This window comes from Nocardia sp. NBC_01327 (genome assembly GCF_035958815.1).
In the GTDB taxonomy this organism is placed as follows: Bacteria; Actinomycetota; Actinomycetes; order Mycobacteriales; family Mycobacteriaceae; genus Nocardia.
Genome location: NZ_CP108383.1, coordinates 4,310,417 through 4,335,109 on the forward strand (window position 1 = coordinate 4,310,417; position 24,693 = coordinate 4,335,109).

Genomic DNA, 24,693 nt, shown 5'->3' on the forward strand with positions numbered 1-24,693 from the left:
GCTGAATGCCGCTAGAAACGGGGGCGAGCCAGGCGTGTCGGCTGAATTCGCCCTCGGAGTGTCACGGATTCGCCGATGTCCCAGTGCTTCTGTTCGGTAGCTGCGGCCGCATCCACGGTGCTCGCGGAGGCCAGCACCCGGTGTTCATCGCTCTTGGCGAGTTCGCACAGGCGGGCAGCCTCATTGACAGCGTCACCGATGACCGTGAACTCGTAGCGGCGGTGGGCCCCGACATTGCCGGCGACGACTCGTCCGGCGGCGACACCGATACCGGCATCGAATTCGGTGGTTTCGCTGGACAACCGCTCCCGGATGGCGCGGGTGGCCGCGAGCGCCGAACCGGCCGCATCGGGCAGCAGTGCGGGCGTTCCGAAGACCGCGAGGGCGGCATCGCCCTCGAATTTGTTGAGCAGTCCGCCGTATCGCTCGACCTCGTCGACCACTATGCCGAAGAAGTCATTGAGAATCGTCACGATCTCACGGGCCGGCCGGGTCGCGGCCATGGTGGTGGAGCCGATGATATCGATGAAAATCGCTGCGGCATCCAATTCTTCGCCGCCCAGCTCCGGATTGCGCCGCAGCGCCGCCGCCGCGACATCGTGGCCCACATGGCGGCCGAACAGATCCCGAATCTGTTCGCGCTCACGCAATCCCAGCACCATGCGGTTGAAACCGCTTTGCAATTCCCCCAATTCGGTGCCGTCGTAAACCGTGACCGCCGCTTCCAGGTCACCGTCCTCGACTCGCCGCAGCGCATTGCGCACACTGCGAATGGGTGCGACCGTCGCGCCGAGCGTCTGTGTCATGAGCAGTCCGCCGAAGACCAGCGTGGCGCCGCCGAGCGAGAGCACGCAGACCGCGAGCCGCTCGGTACTGATATCCACGCCGCTCAGCGCCAGGATCGCGACCACCATGAGCAAGGCCACCGGTGTGCCCGAACCGAGCATCCAGACCAGCGCAGAGCGCCCGAACACTCCGATCCCGCGCGACTGCCGCGACGGTGCGGCGTCGAGTACTCGTGCGGTGACCGGCCGCAGCGCGAACTCCGCGGCCAGATAGCTGTTGGCGCAGACGACAATCGCACTGGACCCGATGCCCAGCACGAATTTCGGCACGAAGGCGGGGTCCGCCAGTCCGTACAGCGGTGTGAGGACCGCCATCCCGCCGAGCCAGAGCAGCGCCTGCTGCAGAACCAGCCGCCTGGGCACCCGGGCGGCGGCATGCCGCTCCTCGGCATTCGGTATCCGGTCCGGATCGGTCGACCAGCGCAGCGTCCGCAGTCCCCAGACGGTGCCCCACACCATTCCGAGCAGCAGGGCCAGCGCCGCGTAGAGCGGGGTCGCGACGAAGTTCAGCAGTACCAGTCGGCGCGTGAGCACCGACGGACCGGGCAGGACCACCCCGATCAACACCATGGCCACCGCGATGCCGATCAGATTCGCTCCGATCAGCGGCACGGTCAGCAGGACCTGCACGCGCACCCGCCGGGACATCGCCCCTTCCTCGGCGGGACCGAGCAGCCTCGATCCCCATGGAGCCGCGCCCAGCGCCTCCCTGACCCCCTCGCCCTCGACCATGGGTGCAGCCTAGGCGAGAGCCCGTGCGGGTGCCGCAGTCCGCCGATCGGATGTCGTGCCCCGAATCGCGCCGATTCGAGGGTGGTTGCCGCTGGTCAGACGTTCGAGAGGGCACTGTCCACGGCGGTGTGCCGGTCTCCGGGGTTGCTGGGAGTTGTTTGGCGACCACTCGGTCGGGTACTCGGCATTTCGTGTGTTCGAAGGACGCGCCTGCGGGCAGCAGGCGCGTGATCGTGAGGATGCGGTTCGCCGCATCCGTGTGCAGGTGAGGGATGTGTATGGGTGCGAGCCTGATGATCGTGGAGGATGACGACCGGGTTCGTGGCGCTCTGCGGCTCGCCATGGAGGACGAAGGCTACGACGTAGCCGAGGCCGAGGAGGCCGAGACGGCCCTGGAACATCTGCGCGACCACGGCGTCCCGGATGTGATGATCGTCGATCTCATGCTGGGCGAAATGGACGGATTCACCTGTATCCGTGAGGTGCGCCGCGATCATGATGTGCCGATCATCGTGGTCAGTGCGCGCGACGACACCCATGATGTGGTCGCCGCACTGGAGGCGGGCGCGGACGACTTCGTCACCAAACCGTTCGAGATCAAGGAGATCACCGCGCGTATGCGGGCGCTGCGCCGGCGGGCGCGGCTGGCCTCGTCCCGGGATGATGCACCCGATGACGCGGCCGAGGAGGCGCCCGAAGAGGTGCTCTTGGACGCCGATCCGGACTCGCCGCTGGTGCTTTCGCCGGATGGCGGCACGGTGCGGCGCGGTGACGAGGAACTGCATCTGACCGTCACCGAATTCCGGGTGCTGTGCGAACTCGCCGCGAGTCCGGGACGGGTGCTCAGTCGCACGGCGCTGCTCGAACGCATTTGGGACCGCGGCTTTTTCGGCGACGAACGCATTGTCGACGTGCATGTGCGCCGCTTGCGCACCAAGATCGAGCACGATCCCTCCGATCCGCAGATCGTGGTGACCGTACGGGGCCTGGGTTATCGACTCGATGCGCAGCGCTGATCCGGGCGGTACCGTCCCGGATCCGCGTTCCTCCCGGCCGATCATGCGCACCGAAACCCTGCGCAGCCGTGTGATTTTCGCCTTCACACTGGGAGCCGGGCTCATCGCGCTGCTGGTGGGAGTCACCGGATACTGTGTCGGTCGTGAAGGCGCCGATCCCGTATGGCTGCTGATCGGCGGTGCGCTGGCCGCGGGCGCTTTCGGTGCGGCAGCGGGCATTTGGGTGAGTCGCCGGCTGTCGGCGACGGTCGACGACTACGACATGATGGTCGATTCCCTGCGGCAGCGCATCGAACGCGAGCGCCGCCTGGTCGGGGATGTGAGCCATGAACTGCGTACACCGCTGACCACCCTGATCACCAGTGTCGGTGTGCTGAACCGGCATTCCGAGGAGCTGCCGGAGCGTTCCCGCCGCGCACTGGAGTTCGTCAGCGCCGAGCTCGAACATCTGCGTCACATCCTCGACGACATGCTCGAGCTGGCGCGGGTGGAGGCCGGGGTGCATCGCGGGGATACCGAACCGCTCTCGGTCGCGGAGCTGCTCAGACATATGCTCGCCGAGCGTTCGTACAGCCCGGAGCTGCTGACGGTGACGGGCGAGGTGATGATCTCCGGCCGCAAGGTCGAGCTGGAGCGCGCGATCGGCAATCTGTTCGAGAACGCCAAGCGGCACGGCGGCGGCGTGACCGCGGTGACCGCCTCGCGGGTCGGGACGGAGGTGGTGATCACCGTCGACGATGCCGGACCCGGAGTGCCCGCGGCGGAACGTGAACGCATCTTCGAGCGCTTCGCGACAGTCCGCAATGCCCGCCGTTCCGCCAGCGGGACGGGCATCGGGCTGGCCCTGGTCGCGGAAACCGTTGCGTCCCATCGTGGCCGGGTGGAGTGCGGCGAACGGCCCGGCGGCGGCGCCAGATTCACCGTTCGCCTGCCCGGTGTCACCGGATGACACGGGATCGTCACACGATCGTAAAGAACCCAACAGAAGACCTCAAAGTTCGTCCGCGAGGCTCGAAAGGGTCATGCAGACGCAATTGAAGCAATTCGAAGCAATAGTCCAGCAAATCACTCGAGAGCGGCACTCCGCGTTGCCTCCGGTGCGCGGCAGCAACGAATTTCTCGTCCGGGCTCCGACATTGGAGGACGGAGCCCGGATATGGCGCATCGCCGCGGATTCCGGAGTCCTCGATACGAATTCGAGCTATGCCTACCTGCTGTGGTGCCGCGATTTCGCGGACACCTCGGCGGTGGTCGAAATCGACGGCAGGGTGGGCGGATTCGTCATCGGATATCTGCGCCCGCAGCAGCCCGGGACGTTTTTCGTCTGGCAGGTCGCGGTGGATGAGGCCTATCGCGGTCGCGGTCTGGGCGGGGCCATGCTCGACTCCCTGATGGACGGCCTTGCCGGGCAGGGCGTCTCCACGCTGGAGACGACCGTCTCGCCGGACAATGCGGCGTCGACCGCTATGTTCGCCGCACTCGCCCGCCGCCGCGGTGCGCTGCTCACGGCGCGGCCGCTCTTCGATCCCGGCCATTTTCCGGACGGACACGAACCCGAACACCTGTTCCGTATAGCCACGGCAATAGACCAGGAGGTGGGCCGATGACTGCCCCCGATTTGACCATTTTCGACGAACTAGAATCCAATGTGCGCGGTTACTGCCGCTCCTGGCCCGCGGTGTTCGATACCGCGTCCGGAGCCTGGCTGCGTGATGAGGACGGCCGGGATTACCTGGACTTCTTCGCGGGCGCGGGTGCGCTCAATTACGGCCACAATAATCCGGTGCTGAAGCAGGCGCTGCTGGAATACCTGGCGGGCGACGGCATCACGCACGGTCTGGATATGGCGACGGTCGCCAAGCGTCGTCTGCTGGAAACATTGCAGCGCACCATATTGCAGCCGCGCGGGCTGGACTACAAGGTGCAGTTCCCCGGGCCGACCGGCGCGAACGCGGTCGAGGCGGCGCTGAAGCTGGCGCGCAAGGTGACGGGCCGGACCTCTATTCTCAATTTCACGAACGCTTTTCACGGTATGACGCTGGGCGCCCTGGCGGTGACCGGCAATGCCGCCAAGCGGGCCGGCGCGGGTGTGCCGCTGCCGCATTCGACTCCGATGCCCTATGACGGCTATCTGACGGATTCGCAGGACGATCCGTTCGTGTGGATGGAGACCATCCTCGATGACGCTTCCTCCGGGGTGGACAAGCCCGCGGCGGTGATCGTCGAAACCGTCCAGGGTGAGGGCGGCGTCAATATCGCTCGTCCCGAATGGCTGTGCGCCCTGTCCGAATTGTGTTCGGCGCGTGAGATTCTGCTGATCGTCGACGATGTGCAGATGGGCTGCGGGCGGACCGGGCCGTTCTTCTCCTTCGAGGAGGCGGGCATCATTCCCGATATCGTGACGCTGTCGAAATCCATTGGCGGCTACGGGCTTCCGATGGCGCTGGTGCTCATGCGTCCCGAGCTCGACCAGTGGGCGCCGGGGGAGCACAACGGCACGTTCCGCGGTAACAACCCGGCGTTCGTGACCGCGCAGGTGGCGCTCGAGCACTACTGGTCCGACACGCTGCTCTCCACCGCGACTCTGGCCAAGGGTGAGCTGGTACACCGCACCCTGGACGAGATGTGCGGGGCATTCGAGGGTCTGTCCACGCGCGGTCGCGGCCTGGTGCACGGTGTGGTCTTCGGAGAACCGTCCCAGGCGGGCAAGGTGGCCCAGGTGGCCTTCGAGCGCGGGCTGCTGGTGGAGACCTCCGGCGCCCAGGACGAGGTGATGAAATTGCTTCCGCCGCTGACGATTACCGAACCCGAGTTGGATCACGGACTCGCCATTATCGCCGACGCGGTCGCTGTTGTGTGCGACGGGAAGGGACGCTGAAATGATCGTGCGTAGCACTGCGGAGATCACCGGTACCGAACGTGATGTGGCAGAGGCGGGTTGGCGCAGCAAGCGCATTGTGCTCGGCGGTGACGGTGTGGGTTTCTCGTTCCACGAGACCACGATCGAGCCTGCGACCGTGCACGAGTTCCACTACCTCAATCATGTGGAGGCGGTGTGGCTCGTCGAGGGGGAGGGCAGTCTCACCGATCTCGACAACGGCGTCAACTACGAGCTGGGTCCGGGGTCGATGTACCTGCTCGACGGGCATGAGAAGCACCGGCTGCACGCGCATACCCGCATGCGCATGATGTGCGTGTTCAATCCGCCGGTCACCGGCCAGGAAGTGCACGACGAGAACGGGATCTACCCGCTCGTCGCGGTATCGACCGACTAGTGGAATGACGGGAGTTTCCAGGGAATGACGGCAACGTACGAGACCAGGTTCGATCGATATCCGACGCGCACGGACGGACCCGCGCCCCACCTGGAGCGCACCGATCCCACCGTATGGGGCGAGGTCGGGAGCGCGGCGCTGACCGGCTTCGATGCCGACGGGTACGCGATCCTGGACGGCCTGCTCGATCGTGCGGAGGTCGCCGATGTGGCGGCCGAGATCGAGCGCATGACAGGCGATCCCGAGCTGATGCTTGACGAGCGGGTCGTCATCGAGCGCGAATCGAACCGCGTCCGGTCGATCTTCGAGGTGCACAAGCTCAGCGTGCTGATCGCGAATATGTTGCGCGAGAGTCGAATTGCCGGACTGGCCCGGCAGGTCCTCGGCTCAGAGGTCTATATCCATCAGAGCCGGATCAACTACATGCCCGGACTGCGGGGCGCGGGTTTCTACTGGCATTCCGACTTCGAAACCTGGCATGCCGAAGACGGAATGCCCGCACCGCGCGCGGTCAGCCTCTCCATCGCCCTGACCGACAATTTCCCCTTCAACGGCAGCCTGATGGTCATGCCCGGCTCGCACCGGACATTCGTGCCGTGCCAGGGTTCCACCCCGCCCCAGCACTACCGAGACTCGTTGCGGGAGCAGCAGATCGGCGTCCCCTCCGAAGCCGATATCACCGACCTGGCGAACCGCCACGGCATCGCCCAGTTCACCGGCCGCGCCGGATCCGCCCTCCTGTTCGACTCGAACATCATGCACGGCTCCCCCAACAACATCACCCCATTCCCCCGCTCGAACCTCTTCATAGTCTTCAACAGCGTGGAAAACACCCTGACCGACCCCTACGCAGCCACCACGCCCCGCCCCACCTACGTTGGCAGCCGCGACTTCACCCCGGTCATGTAATCACCGCGGCCACCCCGTCGAGAGGGACCACCCGAAGGGCGGTCCCTCTCGCCATTTCCGCTCGACCTCAACGTCAACCCTCCATGCCCAACAACCGCAATGCCCGAGCGAGTCCGCCCGCAGGATCACCACATGGCATCTCACGTTGCTGCCGGGCCTACTCCAGACCCTCGAGTATCGCCGCGCGATGATCTGGACGGTCTTTCCCTGGATGTCCACGGCTGAAGTGGAGCAGCGCGTGGAAGTGACCGTGAAGCGTCAGCAGCGGCTCGATGATCCGGAATTCTGTGTGTCAGCACTACTTTCGGAGTCGGTGCCGCACCATCAGGTGGGCGGCCCGGCAGTCACGGCGAGGTCTCTGTGGCATCTCGCCGAGCTCGGTGACCGGCGAAACGTCTCCATACGCATTGTTCCGCATCGGGTCGGGTCGCATCTCGGGCTGCAAACGGACCACTTCGTCCTGCTGGAGTTTCCGTCGCACACCGCTTCCGGGACTCGGACCAAATGGATCGAGCCTCCGGTGGTCTACGTCGAGGGATTTACCGGCGCCCTCTACCTCGAAAGAGACACCGAGGTTGACCGTTATCGCAGCGCGCTTGTAGAAATCAGCCGACTTGCGTTGGATGAAGGGGATACGCGAAAGATGTTGGTACAGACGGCGAAGGAGTGCGCACCGTGAGCATCCCCGACAGAAGGCGCTGGTTCAAGAGCAGCTACTCCGCTCAGCAGGATGCCTGCGTAGAGGCCGCCCACTTCGCCGGGGGAGCAGTCGGCGTCCGTGACTCCAAAGATCCAGTCGGCCCAGCGCTCACTTTCGGTCCGCAGCAGTGGGACAGCTTCCTGGTCGGCCTTCGCGCAGGCACTTTCGACATCTAGCGCGTGGCACGGTGAGGCTCCGGCCTGAGCGGTCAAATGCCCGCCACGACGGCATGGTCCGCCGCCCACACCAATTCCGGACCCGCCGTCAGCGCAGGTCCTTCGACATGTAGCGTCTGATACGGCGATGGCCCGGCCTGAGCGGTCAAACCCCCAGTCACCGCGGCAATATTTGGTCGCCCCGCATCGATCTTTGACCGCTGAGGCCGGTGACGAAGCGCGAGCACGACCTGAGGCATCGCCGAGAGGGCTCTGGTGGTGGGATTTCTCGGCGTGTCACCACCATCAGAGCCCGCTCGGCGTTGTATCGGAGGGGGGCGCCGACGGAGGTCGCCTCTCGAGGGGTGGGGTGTGGCTAAATTGGTTGGCGCGTGGTGGGGGTGAACATTTACAGTCGATCGAGTACAGCAGATGGTTTGTGAGCGGGCCGGATTCGGTCGGTTACCACTTCTAATGGGGATGTCGCGGGTTCGAATCTCGCCGGGAGCTTGCTTCCGTAGCTCAGTTTGGTAGAGCGCCAACACGTCGGTCGGAACAACATGACCGCTCACCTCTGTGTGCTGTGGGTCAAGTCCAAATGCGTGGTGTAGCAACGGTGGTCATCGCTTGATCCGGTAGTGGGTCAGGCGGTCAGTGCCGCGGTGGTGTCCTCCTGTTCGTCGGGGTCGGTGAGCCCGCGGGAGCGGGCAAGAACGTCCAACCCGAGGTAGCGGCGTCCTTCGATCCATTCGTCGTGTTGCTCGGCCAGGACGGCGCCGACGAGACGGATGATCGCGGTGCGATCGGGGAAGATACCGACCACGTCGGTGCGGCGGCGGATCTCTTTGTTCAACCGTTCCTGGGGATTGTTCGACCAGATCTGGTGCCAGATCTGCTTGGGAAACGCGGTGAACGCCAGCAGGTCCGCGCGGGCAGCATCGAGGTGCGCGGCGACTCTGGGCAGCTTCTCGGTCAGGGCGTCGAGCATCCGATCATATTGGGCGGCAACCGATTCGGTATCGGCTTGATCGAATACCGAATGCAACAGGGTGCGAACCCAGGGCCAGGAACTCTTCGGGCAAACCGACATCAGGTTCACCGTGTAATGGGTGCGGCAGCGCTGCCAGCTCGCGCCGGGCAAGGTCGCGCCGATCGCGGCCACCAAACCCGCATGCGCGTCGGAGGTGACCAACGCGACCCCGGACAGGCCGCGAGCGACCAGGTCGCGGAAGAATGCCAGCCAGCCGGCACCGTCCTCGCCGGAAGTGACTTGGATACCCAGGATTTCGCGGTAGCCGTCGGCGTTGACGCCGGTGGCGATCAGGGCGTGGACGTTGACCACGCGCCCGTTCTCGCGGACCTTGAGCACCAGGGCGTCTGCGGCGAGGAACGTGTAAGGGCCCTGATCCAAGGGGCGGGTGCGGAATGCTTCGACCTGGGCATCGAGGTCGCGGGCCATGATCGAGACCTGGGACTTGGAAAGTGTTGTGATGCCCAGGGATTCGACGAGTTTCTCCATCCGCCGTGTCGAGACCCCGAGCAGATAGCAGGTCGCGACCACGCTGGTGAGGGCCCGTTCGGCGCGTTTGCGGCGTTCCAGGAGCCAGTCCGGGAAATACGAGCCGGATCGTAGTTTCGGGATCGCGACGTCGAGGGTGCCGACGCGGGTGTCGAAGTCGCGGTGGCGGTAGCCGTTGCGGTGGTTGATCCGGTCGTCGGAGCGTTCGCCGTAGCCGGCTCCGCAGGCGGCGTCGGCCTCGGCGCTCATCAGGGTTTGCACGAAGCTGGACACCATCTCGCGCAGCAGGTCCGGGCCCATTACCGCCAATTGGTCGGCGAACGGCTTGCCCGGGTCGATAGGCTGGATATTGGTCATCGCGTGAAGTCTCCTTCGAGTGACTGTGAGAGGTCCTTCGAGGATCACGCGGTGACCACCTTGCTGTCCGGGGATTACGCCAGACTCAGCAGCTGATCAGCTGCCGTACACCATCTTCGTGGACGCAACCGTGCTGTGGCGAGTGAGGGCGGGCCGGAGCTGATCGGTTATCGGTTACCAAGGTTCAACTCCTTGCTGATATTCGGAGCGATCCTGATATCAGTCCCGGTCGGCGCACCATGACCGTCCGCACTCGAATGCATTACAGGAGAATGGAAGACGGGCCGGCGCTGATCGGTTATCGGAGCGGGAATTCGCGGGTTCGACTCCCGCCGAACGGCATTGCCGTTTGTAGCCGAGTGGCATAGGCGCCCGCCAAACCCCGGTCGGCATTCACACGCCCGTCTTTCCCCATGCCCTTCGCAGGGCTGAACAAATGAGGTGAACATGGACGCTTACGCAGGCGTGAACCTGCGGGCAACCCCGCAGTCGCAGCCCGCCGATCGGCGCCAGGTTGCCAATAATGCCGGTGGTTTCACCTTCGAGGTGACGCCGGAGGTACGGCTGCGCCGATTCTTGACCCTCGGCAGCGAGGGCGGAACGTACTACGTGAGCGCGCGGGACCTGACCAAGGAAAACGCCACTGTCGTACTGGATTTCGCGCGCACTCGCACCGCGGACCTGGTCGCCGAAATCGTCGCGATCTCGACCGCGGGCCGGGCACCGAAGCAGAATCCGGCGCTGTTTGCCCTGGCCGCTGCCGCGTCTCTCGGCGATGTCGACGGCCGCCGCCTCGCGCTCGACGCACTGCCGCTGGTCGCGCGTACCGGTACCCACCTGTTCCTGTTCGCCCGCTATGTCGAGCAGTTCCGTGGCTGGGGACGCGCGCTACGGCGTGCCGTCGCGCACTGGTACGTGGACAAGTCCGTCGACGACCTTGCGTATCAGGCCGTGAAGTACCAGCAGCGTGAAGGCTGGACGCACCGCGATCTGCTGCGTCTGTCGCACCCGGACACCGATCAGGACGAGCGTCGCCGCCTGTTCGATTGGATCTGCCACCGGGAGGCATCGCTCGAGGGGCTGCGCCTGATCGAGGGGTTCAAGCGTGCCCAGGACGCGCCGGTCGCACGCATCCCGGATCTCGTGCGCGAGTACCGGCTGTCGTGGGAAATGCTGCCCGACGCCGCACTCAGCGAGGCATCCGTATGGGAAGCGCTGCTGGACAACGGTATTCCGCAGACCGCGCTGATGCGTCAGCTGCCGCGTCTGACGCGTCTGGGTCTGCTGTCCCCGCTGGGGGCGCGCACCAAGGCCGTCGCCGAGCAGCTGGCCGACCGCGATCGTCTGCGGAAGTCCCGCGTGCACCCGGTGAATGTCCTTGTCGCGCTGCGTACCTACGCATCCGGCCGATCCGTGCGCGGCGAAAGCTCCTGGGAGCCTTCCCGTCCGATCGTGGACGCACTCGATGCCGCGTTCTATCAGGCATTCGAGTCGGTCCAGCCGACCGGCAAGCACCACCTGCTCGCACTGGACGTGTCCGGATCGATGACAGCTGCCGTGTCGGGGCTGCCATTGTCCGCGCGTGAGGCGAGTGCTGCGCTCGCGCTGGTCACCGCATCGACCGAATCCTCCTACGACATCGTCGGATTCACGTCGAACGGCGACTACCGGAACGCCGCACTGACCCCCCTGTCGATCAGCCCGCGCCAGCGCCTGGACGACGCGATCCGAGCGGTGAGCAATCTGCCGTTCGGTGGCACCGACTGCGCCCTGCCGATGCAGTACGCACTGGAGAACAAGCTGCACGTGGATGTCTTCGAAGTCATCACCGATAACGAGACCTGGGCGGGGCGGGTGCATCCGCATCAGGCGCTGCGGCAGTATCGGCGTGAGATCAACCCGGAGGCGAAGTTGGTTGTGGTCGGGATGACGGCGACGAACTTCTCCATTGCCGATCCCTCGGATGCCGGCATGCTCGACGTTGCCGGGTTCGATTCGGCAGTGCCTACGCTGCTGGCGGACTTTGCGCGTGGGCTCTGACGGTCGCGTGTGGCGATGCAGTGAAATGACGCTGACCAGGAACTGAGGGTGGGAAACGCCGAGATGGCGCCACCATCGTTTCCTGGTCGGCGTCGTTTCGCTTGCGCGAGAGAGGGATCTGAGAGCAGCGGATGGCGGCGTGCGGTGCGAGGGTTGCTGAAATATGTAGGTCGGTCTATTGTTTGTCTGGTGAGCAATAAGGGAGCCGAGACCAGGGTCAAGCTGTTGGATGCGACTCGGACGCTGGTCGAGGCTCGCGGGTACTTCGGGACCGGGCTCAATCAGATCATCGAAACCAGTGGGGCGCCGCGGGGTTCGCTGTACTTCCATTTTCCCGGTGGTAAGGATCAGTTGGTCGGCGAGGCAATCGGGCGCAGCGGCACTGATATTGCGGAGCTGATCGCCCTTGTCGAAGCGCCGGATGCCCGAGAGTTCGTGCGGCAGTTGCTCACATTGCTCGGTGACCGGCTGGAGCAATCCGACTGGACCAGTGGATGCCCCGTCGCGGCCGTTGCGCTCGATGTGGCCTCCTCTAATGACACTGTGCAGCAAGCCTGTTCGGCTGTCTACCGGCAGTGGGAAGACGTGCTTCGGGACCGGCTGACCGCCTACGGTCACCCCGAACCGGAACGCCTGACCACCGCGGTTCTCGCGATGATCGAAGGCGGATTGATTCTCGCCCGCACTCACCGCGACCGCACACCGCTGCGACAGCTGGCCGAGATCGTCGACATCCTCGTCTGAGCCGCACCCGCTGGGTTCCGTGACCTGGCGTTATGTCTCAAAAATATATAGATCGATCTACTGAAAGCTGACAATCATGGTAGACACCGACTCGATCGTCTTCGGCGCCGCCGGATTCATCGGACGCTCCCTGGTCGCCGAACTGCTGCGGGACGGTCATACCGTCACAGCGGCTGTCCGGGCCGGCAGTCAGGAACGCCTGCGCACCTGGCTCACCGGCCAGGGCGTCGATCAGGGCGAACTCACCATCGTCGACACCGATATCGCGGAATCGGATCTGGCCCTGCGCAGCACGATCGGGGGCGTCCGCGACGTCTACAACGCCGCGGCGCTCATGAAATTCGGCCTGGAGCCCGATGCGGCCCGCCGGGTCAATGTCACCGGCGCGCTGAACGTACTCACCTGGGCGAGTAGGCAACCGGAGCTGCGGCGCGTTGTGCACATCACCGCCTACCGCGCCACCGTGGAGGGCGGTCTCGAACGCGATTATCGCAATGGCGCGTACGGCGCCTCGAAACTCGAGGCCGACGCCGCGCTCCGTGAACTCGCTGCGGCACAGCGCATTCCACTGACCATCGCCAACCCTTCCTCGGTGCTGGGGCCGGGGCAGTACTTCGGCCTGGCCGAGGTCGTCGATAATCTGTGGAACGGCAAGCTGCCCGCGCTGCCCGGCCGGAGCGATACGTTCATCCCGGTGGTCGACGTCGACTATGTCGCCCGATTCCTCGTGGGACTGCCCACGCTGCCCGACACCGTCGGCAGGGCCTACACCCTCCTCGACCCCGCCACTCCGGATCTCCCGGACCTGATTCGGCTCATCGCCGACCATCTCCACGTTCCCGCACCACGTTTCAGCGTCCCGGTCTCGCTGCTGCGGGCACTGCCGCGTGCACTGACCAAGGCCGATCCCGAGACGCTGATGTTCATCGCCAGCGACCGATACGACACCACGGCCGCGGATGACGTGGCCCGCAGGCTCGGAATCGCCCATCCACCGGTCGGCGAACTGCTGCGCGGCTGGACGGACGGGATTGTCGCGACTCGCTACGGTGCCGCCCCGGAGTCCGCCGCCGGTTTCAGCAATGGCACGTGGGTCTCGGGTGACACCAGCACACCGAAATACGTGCTGCTGCACGGTCTTCCCATCGACAGCGACGGCTGGAACGACGTCGTGAGCCGGCTGGACGCCCCCGTGCTGGCCGCCGATCTGCCCGGCGTCGGACGCTCAGCGGCGCGTCCCGATTCGATGGTCGACTGGCTCGACGAACTCCTGGCGACAGTGCGCACCCGTCCGGTATTGGTCGCCCACTCGCTCGGCACCGAACCCGCCGTGCGCTACGCCCTCCGCCACCCCGATCGCATCTCACGGCTGGTCCTCATCTCACCGGCTTTCCTGCAGTCGCGCGCATCATGGCTGACTCGCTCCCGAATCATCGCGGAGGTGATGAAGCGCCTCCCGGTAGCGAAACTGGCTGAGCAACTGGGTGTTCCGAACAGCCCGGCCATCGAGAGCGCCGCCGCCAACCTGCGCCGCCCCGGCGTTGCCCGCCGCACAGTCGCCGCCCTCGCCGCCGCGAGCGCCCCGAAAAACCGCACCGCGCTCGCCGCTGAATTGGCCCAACTGCGTGTGCCTTTCGAGATCATCGCCGGTTCCGACGATCCGGTGACCACACCCACTACCTACCCGGTGACAATTATCGAAGGCACCGGCCATTACCCCCAATTGACTCATCCCGAGATCGTCGCGGGCTTACTCATCGGCGGTGGAAGTCGTACGGCTCCCTCGGAGGGTGCAGCGACAACCGTCGGGTGACCGGTCATCGCATCGAGTCCCGGCCTACGCTCAGTGGGTGCGTCTGGAGCTGATCACGATCGTGGTCGCGGAGTACGACCCGGCTATCGAATTCTTTGTGCGGGTTCTGGGGTTCGACCTGGTTGAGGATTCTCCGTCATCGACCAACGACGGTAGGCCCAAGCGGTGGGTGGTCGTGAGGCCACCCGGCGCGGTGACTGGAATCCTGCTGGCGCGGGCTGATGGGGAGGCGCAGCGTGCCGTGGTCGGCGATCAGGTCGCTGGGCGGGTGGGGTTCTTTCTGCGGGTCGAGGATTTCGGCGATGCGCACCGCCGAATGACAAGCGCCGGTGTGGAATTTGTGACCGAACCCCGCAATGAGCCGTACGGGCAGCTTGCCGTGTTTCTCGATATCGCCGGCAATCGGTGGGATCTTCTCGGACCGAGGGAAGAACCGGGCGAAGAAGAGCGATGAGTTTCAGGTGGCTGTGGCGTCTGCGTTGTGGATGGGTTTCCTACGGCATGGAGGAGAGTTGTGGCTGAGCAGAGTGCCGATGCGTCGGTGGCGGGTCCCGGGCTGGTCGATGTTGCCGAGGTGACGACGGCCGTTGTTCGTGGCACGGTTCCGCTGTTCGGACTGCGGGACTTCTTCGATACCTCGTTCCGTGTACTGCCGGAGGTGGTCGCCGCACAGGGGGCGGCGATCGGCGGACCGGCGTTCGGGCTGTATCGGGGGGTCTCCGGCGAATCGATCGACCTCGAGGTCGGGTTCGCTGTCGACAGGGCGGTGCGGCCGGAGCGCGGCGTCATCGCCGGGAGTCTGCCCGCGGGCCGGGTTGCCCGCGTTATCCATGCCGGCAACTTCGACGGGTTGAGCGACGCATGGGATCGCCTGCAGGCCTGGATCGGCGAGCAGGGCAGTGTGGCCGGTCCGGTTCGCTGGGAGGTCTACCACACCCAGCCGACGCCGGACATGGATCCTTCGGGCCTGCGCACCGAGCTCAACTGGCTCCTGAGCGACTGACGAGAGGACAACGGATATGCGGATTCTGGCTCGCCTGGGTATGAGCGCCGACGGGTACATCACCACGCCGAACGGCTGGCCGCCGCAGGTGGTCGATCCCGTGCATGGTCCGGGGAGTCACGGCACCGCGGAGTTTCTCCAGACGTGTGAGGCGGCGTTGATGGGGCGCACCACGTTCGAGCCCGCGCTCAGCAATGACCGCTGGCCATGGCCCGATCTGCAGGTGTTCGTGCTCGGGTCACACCGCCCGGAGGGCACCCCCGAGAACGTGACGGTCGACGAGGATCCCGTGCGGTTGCTGAAAGCCCTGCGCGCTGCCAACCGCGGGGGCGATGTGCATCTGATCGGCGGTCCCCGCACCATCGAGACCTTCCGCGCCCTCGGCGTTCTGGATCAGCTGCAATTGGTGGTGCTGCCGTTTGTAGTCGGCGGCGGCATGCGATTGACCGATGCGATGAGCCCTGACACCGGTTTGGAGTTCGAGAGCACCCGCGCCCTGCCGGGCGGATCGGTGGAGATCACCTACCGACTCGCACCCGCGGACGGGACTTCCGTTGCGCGCCAGGCGGGTTGGGCGCCGGCATCACAACGGCCGGCGGGCGGATAGGCGTGCTCCGAGTTGACGCCGACTCTCACCCGCAGGTTTTCCCGCCCAGGGTCGAGATATCGATAGCGTCGGCCATGGCCTGATAGCCGGTCAGGTTGGGATGGAGTTTGTCGGGCCCGGCGTAGCGGGGATCCAGAGCATCGGTATCGGCGGGGTCCTGGACGGCGGCGGCGAAGTCGATGACCGTGTCGGAGAGGTGCTGGGTGCGGATCCAGTCGTTGATGCGCAATCGAATCGGGTTCTGCCGCGGCGCGATGGTGCTGCCGAGGAGAGATCCGCCCGCCGGCATCAGGGTGCCCAGATGGACCCGCAGACCGGCGGCCTTCAAGCGCGTGATGATGTCGGTGTAGGCGCCGATGAGCCGGTCGTAGTCGGCGCCGATGGGGGAGTCGAGATCATTGATCCCCTCCAGCAGGATGACATCGGAGACCGCCGATTGATCGAGCACATCCGCTGCCGCGCGGGAAACAGCGCTCGGGCCGAATACGGGGAGCATGCCGTCGTCGGCCAGCGCATTGCCGGAGATGCCCGCATTGAGCACGGCCAGCGGAATTCCCGCCGCGTCGAGGCGGTGTTGGAGGAAGTCCGGATAGCGGGCGTTGGTATCGGGGAGCGTCGGATTCTGCGGTATGCCGATGTAATCGGCGGAGACGTATCCGTCGGTAATCGAATCACCCAGTGCGACAACGGCGGAAGCATCGCCCGAAGCCGAGACATCCAGGGTCGAGACGAGTGGAACCGCGGTGGTGCTCAGGCTGAATGCCGTCCCGGCGGAATCACCGGTGGTGTCACCCGCTCCGGGCACGGTGTAGTAGCTGGTGGCATTGCCGTTGAAATGTTCGGTCAGAAACGGCGCAGCCCCCGGCAGATACACGCTCACCGCTATGGGTTCCCACGCCGTTGCGGCGAATTCGACGGGGTCGCTCAGTATCTCCGCACCCGGCGCCAGCGTGACGCCCGCCTGCCCGGCGAAGGTGATCGGCCGCATCGAGGCCGGATCTACGCCGGGTCCCGCAGCGCGGTCCGCGATCGTGGCATGGCCGACCGTGAGCGGCATTGACCGGAACCGATTGGTCAGCCGAATCCGCACCCGGTCGCCACCGCGATGCGGCGTGACCACGATCCGATACGACTGCTCGCCCACCGAAAGTATGGGCTGCAGTGCCGGATCGAACGCACCGAGCGCATCGGACGGGCTGGCCGCCCAGGAACCCACCCAGTGCGCGGCCGAACACTCGGCGCCGCCCGGACCATCCGCCCCGGCCGGTCCGACACCCACGGCTGCGAAGACCGCCAGCGCGGTCAGCAGCACCGCTCGCCCCCGAATGGCTGTCGGATCGTTGGCCATCACATGTCCTCCCCTGCTATGCACAGCCGTCCCAAACCAGCTGGACGGGTGCCCACATTAGCCGTGTGCGACTCCGCACAGGACCGATCCGCAAAGAAGCGGAGCGGCGAGTAATCCGCGGGATCGCACGGTCATCCGAATCCGATTTCAAGTTCATTTCGCGGTATCGCCGCGATCCGGTGCGCGGCGAATTTCAATGGACTCACACCGATGCCTGCGGCGTGGGCGTAGCGATGGAGGAGCGGAATGGAACCGATCGTCGAAGTAAGCGGCGGCAAGATCCAGGGACGAACGACAAACGGTGTGAGCGCGTTTCTCGGTGTCCCGTATGCGGCGGCGCCGATCGGGCTCGCGCGATATCTCGCACCGCAGCCGGTGGCGCCCTGGGACGGTATTCGCGCGGCGAATACGCTGGGCCCCACCTGCATTCAGCCCTCCTACCCGCCCGGTATCGAGGAGATCCTGGGGACCTACACCGTGCCCGGTGCGGAGTACCTCAACGTGAATGTGTGGACCCCGGACCCCGGCGGCGCGGGCCTGCCGGTCCTGGTCTGGATTCACGGCGGCGCGTTCGAACACGGTTCCAATGCTGTCCCGGCCTATGACGGCGCTGCCTTCGCCCGCGACGGCGTGGTGCTGGTATCGGTGAACTACCGGCTCGGCATCTCCGGCTTCGCGGTTCTCGACGGCAGCCCCGCCAACCGCGGGCTACTCGACCAGCTCTTCGCCCTGGCCTGGGTGCAGGACAATATCGCGGCCTTCGGCGGCGATCCGGCCAATGTCACGGTCTTCGGCGAATCGGCGGGTGCGATGAGCGTGGCGGCGCTGCTCAGCGCCCCGGCCTCGCGCGGCCTGTTCGGCAGGGCGATCATGCAGAGCGGCAACGGCAGCGTGGCGGTGACCGCGGACGATGCCCGGCTGATGAGCGCGAAGTTGGCCGAGAAGCTCGAAATAGCGCCGACCGCAGCGGAATTCGCGCACGTGACGCCTGCCGATCTACTCGCCGCCCAGCAGTCCGTCCATGCCGAATACTCCCTGAACCCGGACCCGGCACGATGGGGAGCCTCGGTGGTCGCGGCAGGCGGCGGCGTCATGAACCTCATGCCCACGCTCGACGGTGAACTGCTGTCGGCGCTGCCGATCGATGCCATCACCGCCGGATCCGCCCGCGGCATCCCGCTGATCATCGGCGTCACCGCCGAGGAATTCCGCCTCTTCACCGTTCCCACGGGCCTGGCGGATGCGGCCACCACCGACATGCTGCCGTTCCTGCTGGCGCGCTTCGGTATCGCGGCCTCGATCGCCGAGGAGTTCGCGGCCGCGCGCCCGGACGATACCCCCGGCGACATACTCGCGGCCGTCATCACCGATGGCATGTTCCGCCGTCCGACCGCGGAACTGGCCTCCGCACACGCCGCCACCGGAACCCCGGCCTTCGTCTACGAATTCGGCTGGCAGCGCACCGATGGCGACCTCGGCGCCTGCCACGGCCTCGAAGTCCCGTTCGTCTTCGACACGCTCGCGAATGCGGTTCCGCTCGCCGGTCCGCACGCGCCGCAGCGCCTTGCCGACGAAATCCATTCGGCCTGGGTCGCTTTCGCCACCACCGGCGAGCCCGGCTGGGAGCAGTACAGCGCCGATCATCGTGCCGTCATGCGGTTCGGCGATCCCCGATCACAGCTCGTCACCGGCCCGGCCGGCGGCGCGTGGAGCACCGAGCCCTTCGCAGCGGCCGATACCGCTGTGCCCGGCGCGGAACGATAGACCCGGAAAGTCGAGGAAGACATGACCGAATGGATGACCGACGAGCGGTCACAGGCGCTGCGCGCGATCTGCGACACCATCGTCCCGGCACTGCGGCGACCCGATGACCAGGACGGCTTCTGGGCGCGCACCGCCACCGAACTCGGCGCGGATCAAGGCATTATCGCCTATCTGGCGGGCATGCCCGAGGACCAGCGCGAGGGTCTGCTCGGGCTCATCGATGCCCTCGGCGCACAGGGCATCGTCACGGCCTCGCCGCTGTCCCGCGAGGAATTGCTCAGGCGCACAGCACTGCTGGGTCCGCTGACCGGAGCCGGAGTCGGCGTACTGATCTCGCTCACCCTGTTCCTCACCTACGGCCTGCCGGACCCGGCCACCGGCCAGAACCCCATGTGGCGCAGATTCGGCTTTCCCGGCCCGATCGGCGCACCGCAGCAGGACACCAAGGCCCTGCACATCACAGTGCCGCAACCGGATTCGACCATCGAGACCGATATCGTGATCGTCGGCTCCGGTGCGGGCGGTGGCGTGATCGCCGGACAGCTGGCCCAGGCCGGACTGCGCGTCGTGGTCCTGGAAGCAGGCGGCTATTTCGACGAATCCGACTTCAACCAGCTCGAACTGTGGGGCTTCCAGAACCTCTACTGGCGTGGCGGCCCGACGCCGACCGCCGATTTCAATATCTCGCTGCAGGCCGGTGCGACCCTGGGCGGCGGCACCACCGTCAACTGGACCAATTGCCTGCGCACCCGGCCCTGGGTGCGCGAGCAGTGGGCGCGCGAATACGGGCTCAAGGATGTCGACGGCCCCGAGTTCGACCGACACCTGGACGCAGTGGCGCAACGCATTTCGGTCAACGAGCAATGCTCCGACTTCAACGGCCCGACCAAGCGGTTCCAGGAAGCGGCGGAGCACCTCGGCTGGTCGTTCGCCACCATCGCCCGCAATACCGATCCGGCGACCTACGATCCGGCCAGCGCGGGCTACCTGGGTTTCGGCGACCAGTCCGGATCCAAACAGGGCACCATGAAGACCTACCTGCGTGATGCCGCCGACGCGGGCGCGCAGATCATCGTGCGCAGCCGCGCCGATCGGGTCCTGGTCGAAAACGGCCGGGCCGCAGGTGTTTCGGCGACCTACGCCGATCCGGTGACCGGCGACGCCGCGACCTTCACCGTCCGCGCGCCCCGGGTGGTCATCGCGGGCGGCGCGCTCGAATCACCCGCATTGCTCCTGCGCTCCGGCATCGGTGGGCCCGCCGTCGGCAAGTACCTGCGCCTGCACCCGGTCGCCGCGGTCGCGGGCATCTACGCGGAGGATCAGCAGGCGTGGTGGGGCGCCCCGCACACCGGTCTGATCGATGAATTCGCCGACACCGGAGACGGTTACGGCTTCCTCATCGAAACCGCGCAGTACACGACCGGCCTGGGCGCCTCGGCGGTGCCCTGGGCGTCCGGCGCCGCGCACAAGCAGTTCCTGAGCCGATACCGCAATGCGGTCACCAGCCTGGCGGTGCTGCGCGATCGCGGGCACGGACAGGTGAGCATCGATGCCACCGGAAATTCGGTGGTGTCCTATGCCATTACCGATGAGCTCGACCTGGCCAATCTGCGGCGCGGCGTGGAGGCGCTGGCCGTTATGCACGAGGCCGCAGGTGCGGTGCAGATCGTGGCCTTCGCCGAGGGATTGCCGACCTGGCGCTGGGGGGACGACCTCGCCCCCTACATTGCCGCGATCCGCCGAATCCCGTTCCGCGCCGGTGGCTATCGCATGTTCTCCGCACATCAGATGGGCAGCTGCCGCATGGGCACGGACCCGCAGACCAGCGTCGCCGGACCCACCGGCGAGCTGCACGACACCCCCGGCGTCTGGATCGGCGACGGCAGCGCGTTCCCCACCGCGTCGGGCACCAATCCCATGCTCTCGATCATGGCGCTGGCGCACCGCACCGCCGAAGCGATCGCGGCCGATGCGGGTGCGACCCTCCGCACCGGCATCACGGCGAAGTAGAGACGAGGACGATATGACCACCACCGAACCCGCCGTCCGGCTGTATGACCGGGCCTACATCGGCGGCGAATGGATCACCCTGTCCGGCACCGACACCCACGATGTCATCAACCCCGCCACCGAGCAGACCCTCGCGACGGTCCGGCTCGGCACCGCCGCCGATGTGGACAATGCGGTGCGGGCCGCACAGGCCGGATTCGAATCCTGGTCGCGCAGTGCGGTTTCCACCCGTGCCGAGGTGCTGGCCGCCATCGCCGCCGGACTCGAAGCGCGCGGAGATGAACTGGCGGCGCTGATTTCACAGGAGGTCGGCACCCCGGTCGCCGTTTCCCGGCTGCTGCAGGCCGGATTGCCCGCCATGACCTTCTCGGCGGCGGCCCGCTTCGTGAGCGAGCTGCCCTGGGAGGAGGAACTCGGCAATGCCCTGATCGTCCGGGAGCCGGTGGGTGTGGTCGGCGCGATCACCCCGTGGAACTATCCGCTGCACCAGATCGCCGCCAAGGTCGCCCCCGCACTGGCCGCAGGGTGCTCGATCGTGGTGAAACCCAGTGAGGTGGCGCCGCTCTCGTCCTTCCTGTTCGCCGAGATCATCGATGCGCTCGGTCTGCCCGCCGGTGTCTTCAACCTGGTTCCCGGCACCGGGCCGGTGGTCGGCGAAGCATTGGCCGCCCACCCCGGCGTGGACATGATCTCGCTGACCGGCTCGGCCACGGCGGGTGCGCGGGTCTCGGAACTGGCCGCGCGGACGATCAAGAAGGTCGCGCTGGAGCTGGGCGGTAAATCGGCCAATATCATCCTCGATGATGCCGACCTGATGACCGCGGTGGTGGACGGCGTCGGCAAGTGCTTCCTCAATTCCGGCCAGACCTGTACGGCGCTGACCCGAATGCTGGTGCCGCGCAGCCGGTTGGCGGAGGTGGAGGCCATAGCCAAGGCCGCCGTGGAAGCCGCCGTCGTGGGTGATCCCTTCGATCCGGCCACCGCCGTGGGGCCGATGGTCACCGCCGCCCACCGCAATCGGGTACTCGGATACATCCGGCGCGGCATCGAGGAGGGGGCCACCCTGGTGACCGGCGGCACCGATCCGGTCGAGAGCCTGGAGCGCGGCTGGTTCGTGCGCCCCACCGTCTTCTCCGACGTCGACCCGTCCATGACGATCGCCCAGGAGGAGATCTTCGGTCCGGTGCTGGCGATCCTGCCCTATGACAGTGAGGACCATGCCGTCGCCATTGCCAATGGCACGCATTACGGCCTGTCCGGCGGAGTCTGGTCCGCCGACCCGGAACGCGCCCAGCGCGTCGCTCGCCGGCTACGTACCGGACAGGTCGAAATCAATGGCGGCGCCTTCAGTCCGGTCGCTCCGTTCGGCGGCTACAAGCAGTCCGGAAACGGTCGCGAACTCGGTCCGTACGGCGTGCTGGAGTTCCTCGAGACGAAGGCCATGTTCCGCTAGCGATGACCCGGGCGGGCGGAGTCCACTTTCGGACAATCCGCCCGCCGAGCCTCGCGATGCTACGGTGTTCACCTGCGCCGGAGCCGAATTGCCCCCTTCGGGGCCGGAACCGGACGGTACTTTCCTGGGAGTCGTTCACAGTTTCGGGTGATATCGTCTCGCCGCCGCAGAGGGCACATGCGGCCGGCGGTTTCGGACCGGGACGAATCGGGACGGGACCGCGCGCCGGAGAGATCGCGTAGGAGGCTCGGTTCTGTTGCACGGCAATACTTCCTGGACTGCTGGTGGACGATCGGGTGCACACCGGAAACCCCCGGCTATCACCATCTTGAAGGGGCGTGCGGTCATCGCCGCGGTGGCCGCGGGTGCGGCCGTCGCCGCCGGGCAGGCCGGTCTGCAAGACGTGGGCGGGCACAAGACCACCACTACTGCCGAGCCCGCGACGCAGGAGATCGCCGCACTGCAGCCCGCGGCTCTCACCGGAACGGATGCGCACTTTCCCGAGATCCTGGACGCCGCCCAGCCGGAGGATCCCGCGCAGTATCAGGACATTCTGGAGAACGGACAGCAGTTCGCGGCCGATATCACGGCCCGCGCGGAATCGAAACTGCGCCCGCTCTTCGTGAAGTTCGCCTCGGGCACCTTCACCTCCGGCTTCGGAACCCGCTGGGGCGCCGAGCATTTGGGCGTGGACGTGGCCGCCCCGATCGGCACGCCCATCTACGCCATCATGGACGGCACCGTGATCAGCGCCGGTCCGGCCGACGGCTTCGGCATGTGGGTCCGGCTGCAGCACGACGACGGCACCATCACCGTTTACGGTCACGTGGACACCGCGACAGTGTCTGTGGGCCAGCGGGTCCTGGCCGGCGACCAGATCGCCACGGTCGGCAATCGCGGCTTCTCCACCGGTCCGCACTGCCATTTCGAGGTGTGGCTCAATGGCGCCGACAAGATCGACCCGCTGCCCTGGCTCGCCAGCCGCGGCATCTCGCTCGGGCCGGAAATCGACTGACCCGTCAGGCGGTGCGCACGCGCAGCCGATCCACACCGCGCAGTACCGGTTCGATCACGCGCGCGGCAATGGGACCCAGTACCGCCATGATCAGCACATAGGTCGTAGCGAGTGCGGCGAACTCCGGCGGAACCGCACCGGCGGTGACCGCGAGACCCGCGATGACAATGGAGAATTCGCCCCGCGCGACCAGTGCTGATCCGGCCCGGGCGCGACCGTAGCGCGAAGCCCCGGCGCGCTCTGCCGCCCACCACCCGGTGGCGATCTTGGTCGCGGCGGTCACCAGGGCGAGCAGGAGCGCCCATCCGAGCACGGGCGGAATACTGGCCGGATCGGTGCTGAGGCCGAACAGTACGAAGAACAGCGCCGCGAACAGATCCCGCAGCGGTTCCAACAGTTTGGCGGCATTGTGCGCGGTGGAGCCGGAGATGGCGATACCCAGCAGGAAGGCGCCCACCGCGGCCGAGACCTGCAGCGATGAGGCCAATCCGGCGATCAGCAGGGCCGCGCCGAGCAGTTTGAGCAGGAAGATCTCACGATCGTCGCTGTCGACGATCCGGGAGACGTACTTGCCGAAGCGCAGGGCGACCACCAGTACGACCGTCACCGTCACCAGCGCGATGCCGACGGTGGTCATCCCGGCCGCGAAGCCCGCCCCGGCCAGCACCGCGGTGAGCACCGGGAGATATCCGGCCATGACCAGATCCTCGAATACCAGAATCGACAGGATCGTCGGCGTCTCCCGATTGCCGAGGCGGCCCAGATCGTTGAGCACCTTGGCGACAATGCCGGAGGAAGAGATATAGGTGACACCGGCCATGGCGACCGCACCGGTCAGACCCCAGCCCAGCAGCAGCGCCACCGTCACGCCCGGTGCGGCATTGAGCACCAGATCGACCACGCCGGCAAGCCATGAGGTGCGCAGACCGGTGACCAATTCGGTTGCGCTGTATTCCAGCCCCAGTAGTAGGAGCAGCAGCACCACGCCGATCTCACTGGCCAGTTCGATGAACTGATCCACATGTTCGAGCCTGATCAAACCGCCGGTGCCGAATACCAGCCCGCCGATCAGATACAGCGGGATCGGCGACATTCCGATCCGTGCGGCGAGCCGTCCGAGCAATCCCAGCCCGAACAGCACCGCCCCGAGCTGGATGAGCGACAGCGCGGTTTCGTGTGCGACCACCGGACTCACCCGTCCGTCAGGATGGGCGCGGCGGTGCGCCCGTCGGTGGTGCCGTAGTCGCGTATGCGGAAACCGGATATGTGTGTTGCTGCAATGTTCACGCCCCTACCTTAATCGGACAAATCGGTCAGATTGACCAGTGGGGTCGAAGTGCCTACCTGCGGTTGGTGGTGAACAACGCATGGAGGCAACACAATTCGTG

21 protein-coding genes and 1 pseudogene are annotated in these 24,693 nt (G+C 66.3%); 18 read left to right on the forward strand and 4 right to left on the reverse strand.

All coding sequences use genetic code 11. The annotated features are described in order from the left end of the window. Positions 1-11: 11 nt before the first annotated feature. Positions 12-1,577 carry an adenylate/guanylate cyclase domain-containing protein gene (locus OG326_RS19630; protein ID WP_327146099.1) on the reverse strand — a complete coding sequence of 522 codons (1,566 nt, stop codon included), beginning with the start codon at positions 1,575-1,577 and terminating at the stop codon, positions 12-14. 278 nt (positions 1,578-1,855) lie between these two features. Here OG326_RS19630 and OG326_RS19635 point away from each other — a divergent pair, with 278 nt between their 5' ends. The 8 genes from OG326_RS19635 (at position 1,856) to OG326_RS19670 (ending at position 7,653) form a co-directional block, all read left to right on the forward strand. Continuing rightward, positions 1,856-2,593 carry a response regulator transcription factor gene (locus OG326_RS19635; protein ID WP_327146100.1) on the forward strand — a complete coding sequence of 246 codons (738 nt, stop codon included), beginning with the start codon at positions 1,856-1,858 and terminating at the stop codon, positions 2,591-2,593. After that, the gene (locus tag OG326_RS19640) at positions 2,580-3,542 is read left to right on the forward strand and encodes a sensor histidine kinase (protein ID WP_327146101.1); all 963 of its coding nucleotides are present in this window, start codon (positions 2,580-2,582) and stop codon (positions 3,540-3,542) included. The genes OG326_RS19635 and OG326_RS19640 overlap by 14 nt, the downstream gene beginning before the upstream one ends. 139 nt (positions 3,543-3,681) lie before the next feature. Then, the gene (gene ectA, locus OG326_RS19645; protein ID WP_442791042.1) at positions 3,682-4,200 is read left to right on the forward strand and encodes a diaminobutyrate acetyltransferase; all 519 of its coding nucleotides are present in this window, start codon (positions 3,682-3,684) and stop codon (positions 4,198-4,200) included. Further along, the gene (gene ectB, locus OG326_RS19650) at positions 4,197-5,471 is read left to right on the forward strand and encodes a diaminobutyrate--2-oxoglutarate transaminase (protein ID WP_327146102.1); all 1,275 of its coding nucleotides are present in this window, start codon (positions 4,197-4,199) and stop codon (positions 5,469-5,471) included. Before ectA ends, ectB begins: the two co-directional genes overlap by 4 nt. Position 5,472: 1 nt before the next feature. After that, positions 5,473-5,868, forward strand: coding sequence for an ectoine synthase (locus tag OG326_RS19655; protein ID WP_327146103.1), 396 nt, complete (start codon positions 5,473-5,475; stop codon positions 5,866-5,868). 24 nt (positions 5,869-5,892) lie between these two features. Further along, positions 5,893-6,777: an ectoine hydroxylase gene (gene thpD / locus OG326_RS19660; RefSeq protein WP_327146104.1), complete on the forward strand. Its 885-nt coding sequence runs from the start codon at positions 5,893-5,895 to the stop codon at positions 6,775-6,777. Further along, positions 6,746-7,456, forward strand: coding sequence for a DUF5753 domain-containing protein (locus OG326_RS19665; RefSeq protein WP_327146105.1), 711 nt, complete (start codon positions 6,746-6,748; stop codon positions 7,454-7,456). The genes thpD and OG326_RS19665 overlap by 32 nt, the downstream gene beginning before the upstream one ends. Continuing rightward, positions 7,453-7,653, forward strand: coding sequence for a DUF397 domain-containing protein (locus OG326_RS19670; protein ID WP_327146106.1), 201 nt, complete (start codon positions 7,453-7,455; stop codon positions 7,651-7,653). The genes OG326_RS19665 and OG326_RS19670 overlap by 4 nt, the downstream gene beginning before the upstream one ends. Positions 7,654-8,275: 622 nt before the next feature. On the opposite strand, the gene OG326_RS19675 is transcribed toward OG326_RS19670, so the two are convergent. Beyond that, on the reverse strand, positions 8,276-9,508 hold the full coding sequence (locus OG326_RS19675; RefSeq protein WP_327139069.1) for an IS256 family transposase: 1,233 nt from the start codon (positions 9,506-9,508) through the stop codon (positions 8,276-8,278). A gap of 447 nt (positions 9,509-9,955) precedes the next feature. Between OG326_RS19675 and OG326_RS19680 the strand changes: the two genes are divergently transcribed. From OG326_RS19680 to OG326_RS19705, 6 genes are all read left to right on the forward strand, one after another. Further along, positions 9,956-11,548: a TROVE domain-containing protein gene (locus tag OG326_RS19680; protein ID WP_327146107.1), complete on the forward strand. Its 1,593-nt coding sequence runs from the start codon at positions 9,956-9,958 to the stop codon at positions 11,546-11,548. 189 nt (positions 11,549-11,737) lie between these two features. Continuing rightward, positions 11,738-12,292 (forward strand): TetR/AcrR family transcriptional regulator, encoded by a 555-nt coding sequence (locus OG326_RS19685; RefSeq protein WP_327146108.1) that lies wholly within the window; start codon positions 11,738-11,740, stop codon positions 12,290-12,292. A 76-nt stretch (positions 12,293-12,368) separates the two neighbouring features. Beyond that, complete coding sequence (locus OG326_RS19690) at positions 12,369-14,105, forward strand: alpha/beta fold hydrolase (protein WP_327146109.1); 1,737 nt, start codon at positions 12,369-12,371, stop codon at positions 14,103-14,105. A 37-nt stretch (positions 14,106-14,142) separates the two neighbouring features. Then, on the forward strand, positions 14,143-14,559 hold the full coding sequence (locus OG326_RS19695; protein ID WP_327146110.1) for a VOC family protein: 417 nt from the start codon (positions 14,143-14,145) through the stop codon (positions 14,557-14,559). Positions 14,560-14,619: 60 nt separating this feature from the next. After that, positions 14,620-15,108 carry a GyrI-like domain-containing protein gene (locus tag OG326_RS19700; protein ID WP_327146111.1) on the forward strand — a complete coding sequence of 163 codons (489 nt, stop codon included), beginning with the start codon at positions 14,620-14,622 and terminating at the stop codon, positions 15,106-15,108. A gap of 16 nt (positions 15,109-15,124) precedes the next feature. Then, positions 15,125-15,715, forward strand: a complete 591-nt coding sequence (locus OG326_RS19705; RefSeq protein WP_327146112.1) for a dihydrofolate reductase family protein — start codon at positions 15,125-15,127, stop codon at positions 15,713-15,715. A gap of 25 nt (positions 15,716-15,740) precedes the next feature. On the opposite strand, the gene OG326_RS19710 is transcribed toward OG326_RS19705, so the two are convergent. Continuing rightward, positions 15,741-17,063, reverse strand: a complete 1,323-nt coding sequence (locus OG326_RS19710) for a GDSL-type esterase/lipase family protein (RefSeq protein WP_327146113.1) — start codon at positions 17,061-17,063, stop codon at positions 15,741-15,743. A gap of 246 nt (positions 17,064-17,309) precedes the next feature. Between OG326_RS19710 and OG326_RS19715 the strand changes: the two genes are divergently transcribed. The 4 genes and pseudogenes from OG326_RS19715 to OG326_RS19730 all read left to right on the forward strand — a co-directional run. After that, complete coding sequence (locus tag OG326_RS19715) at positions 17,310-18,827, forward strand: carboxylesterase/lipase family protein (protein ID WP_327146114.1); 1,518 nt, start codon at positions 17,310-17,312, stop codon at positions 18,825-18,827. 21 nt (positions 18,828-18,848) lie between these two features. Beyond that, positions 18,849-20,837: an FAD-dependent oxidoreductase gene (locus OG326_RS19720; RefSeq protein ID WP_327146115.1), complete on the forward strand. Its 1,989-nt coding sequence runs from the start codon at positions 18,849-18,851 to the stop codon at positions 20,835-20,837. 13 nt (positions 20,838-20,850) lie between these two features. Next, positions 20,851-22,290, forward strand: a complete 1,440-nt coding sequence (locus OG326_RS19725; RefSeq protein WP_327146116.1) for an aldehyde dehydrogenase family protein — start codon at positions 20,851-20,853, stop codon at positions 22,288-22,290. A 289-nt stretch (positions 22,291-22,579) separates the two neighbouring features. Continuing rightward, positions 22,580-23,305: pseudogene (locus OG326_RS19730) on the forward strand (M23 family metallopeptidase); the annotation flags it as partial. A gap of 4 nt (positions 23,306-23,309) precedes the next feature. On the opposite strand, the gene OG326_RS19735 reads toward OG326_RS19730, so the two are convergent. Further along, the gene (locus OG326_RS19735; RefSeq protein WP_327146117.1) at positions 23,310-24,491 is read right to left on the reverse strand and encodes a cation:proton antiporter; all 1,182 of its coding nucleotides are present in this window, start codon (positions 24,489-24,491) and stop codon (positions 23,310-23,312) included. Between the last annotated feature and the right edge of the window lie 202 nt (positions 24,492-24,693).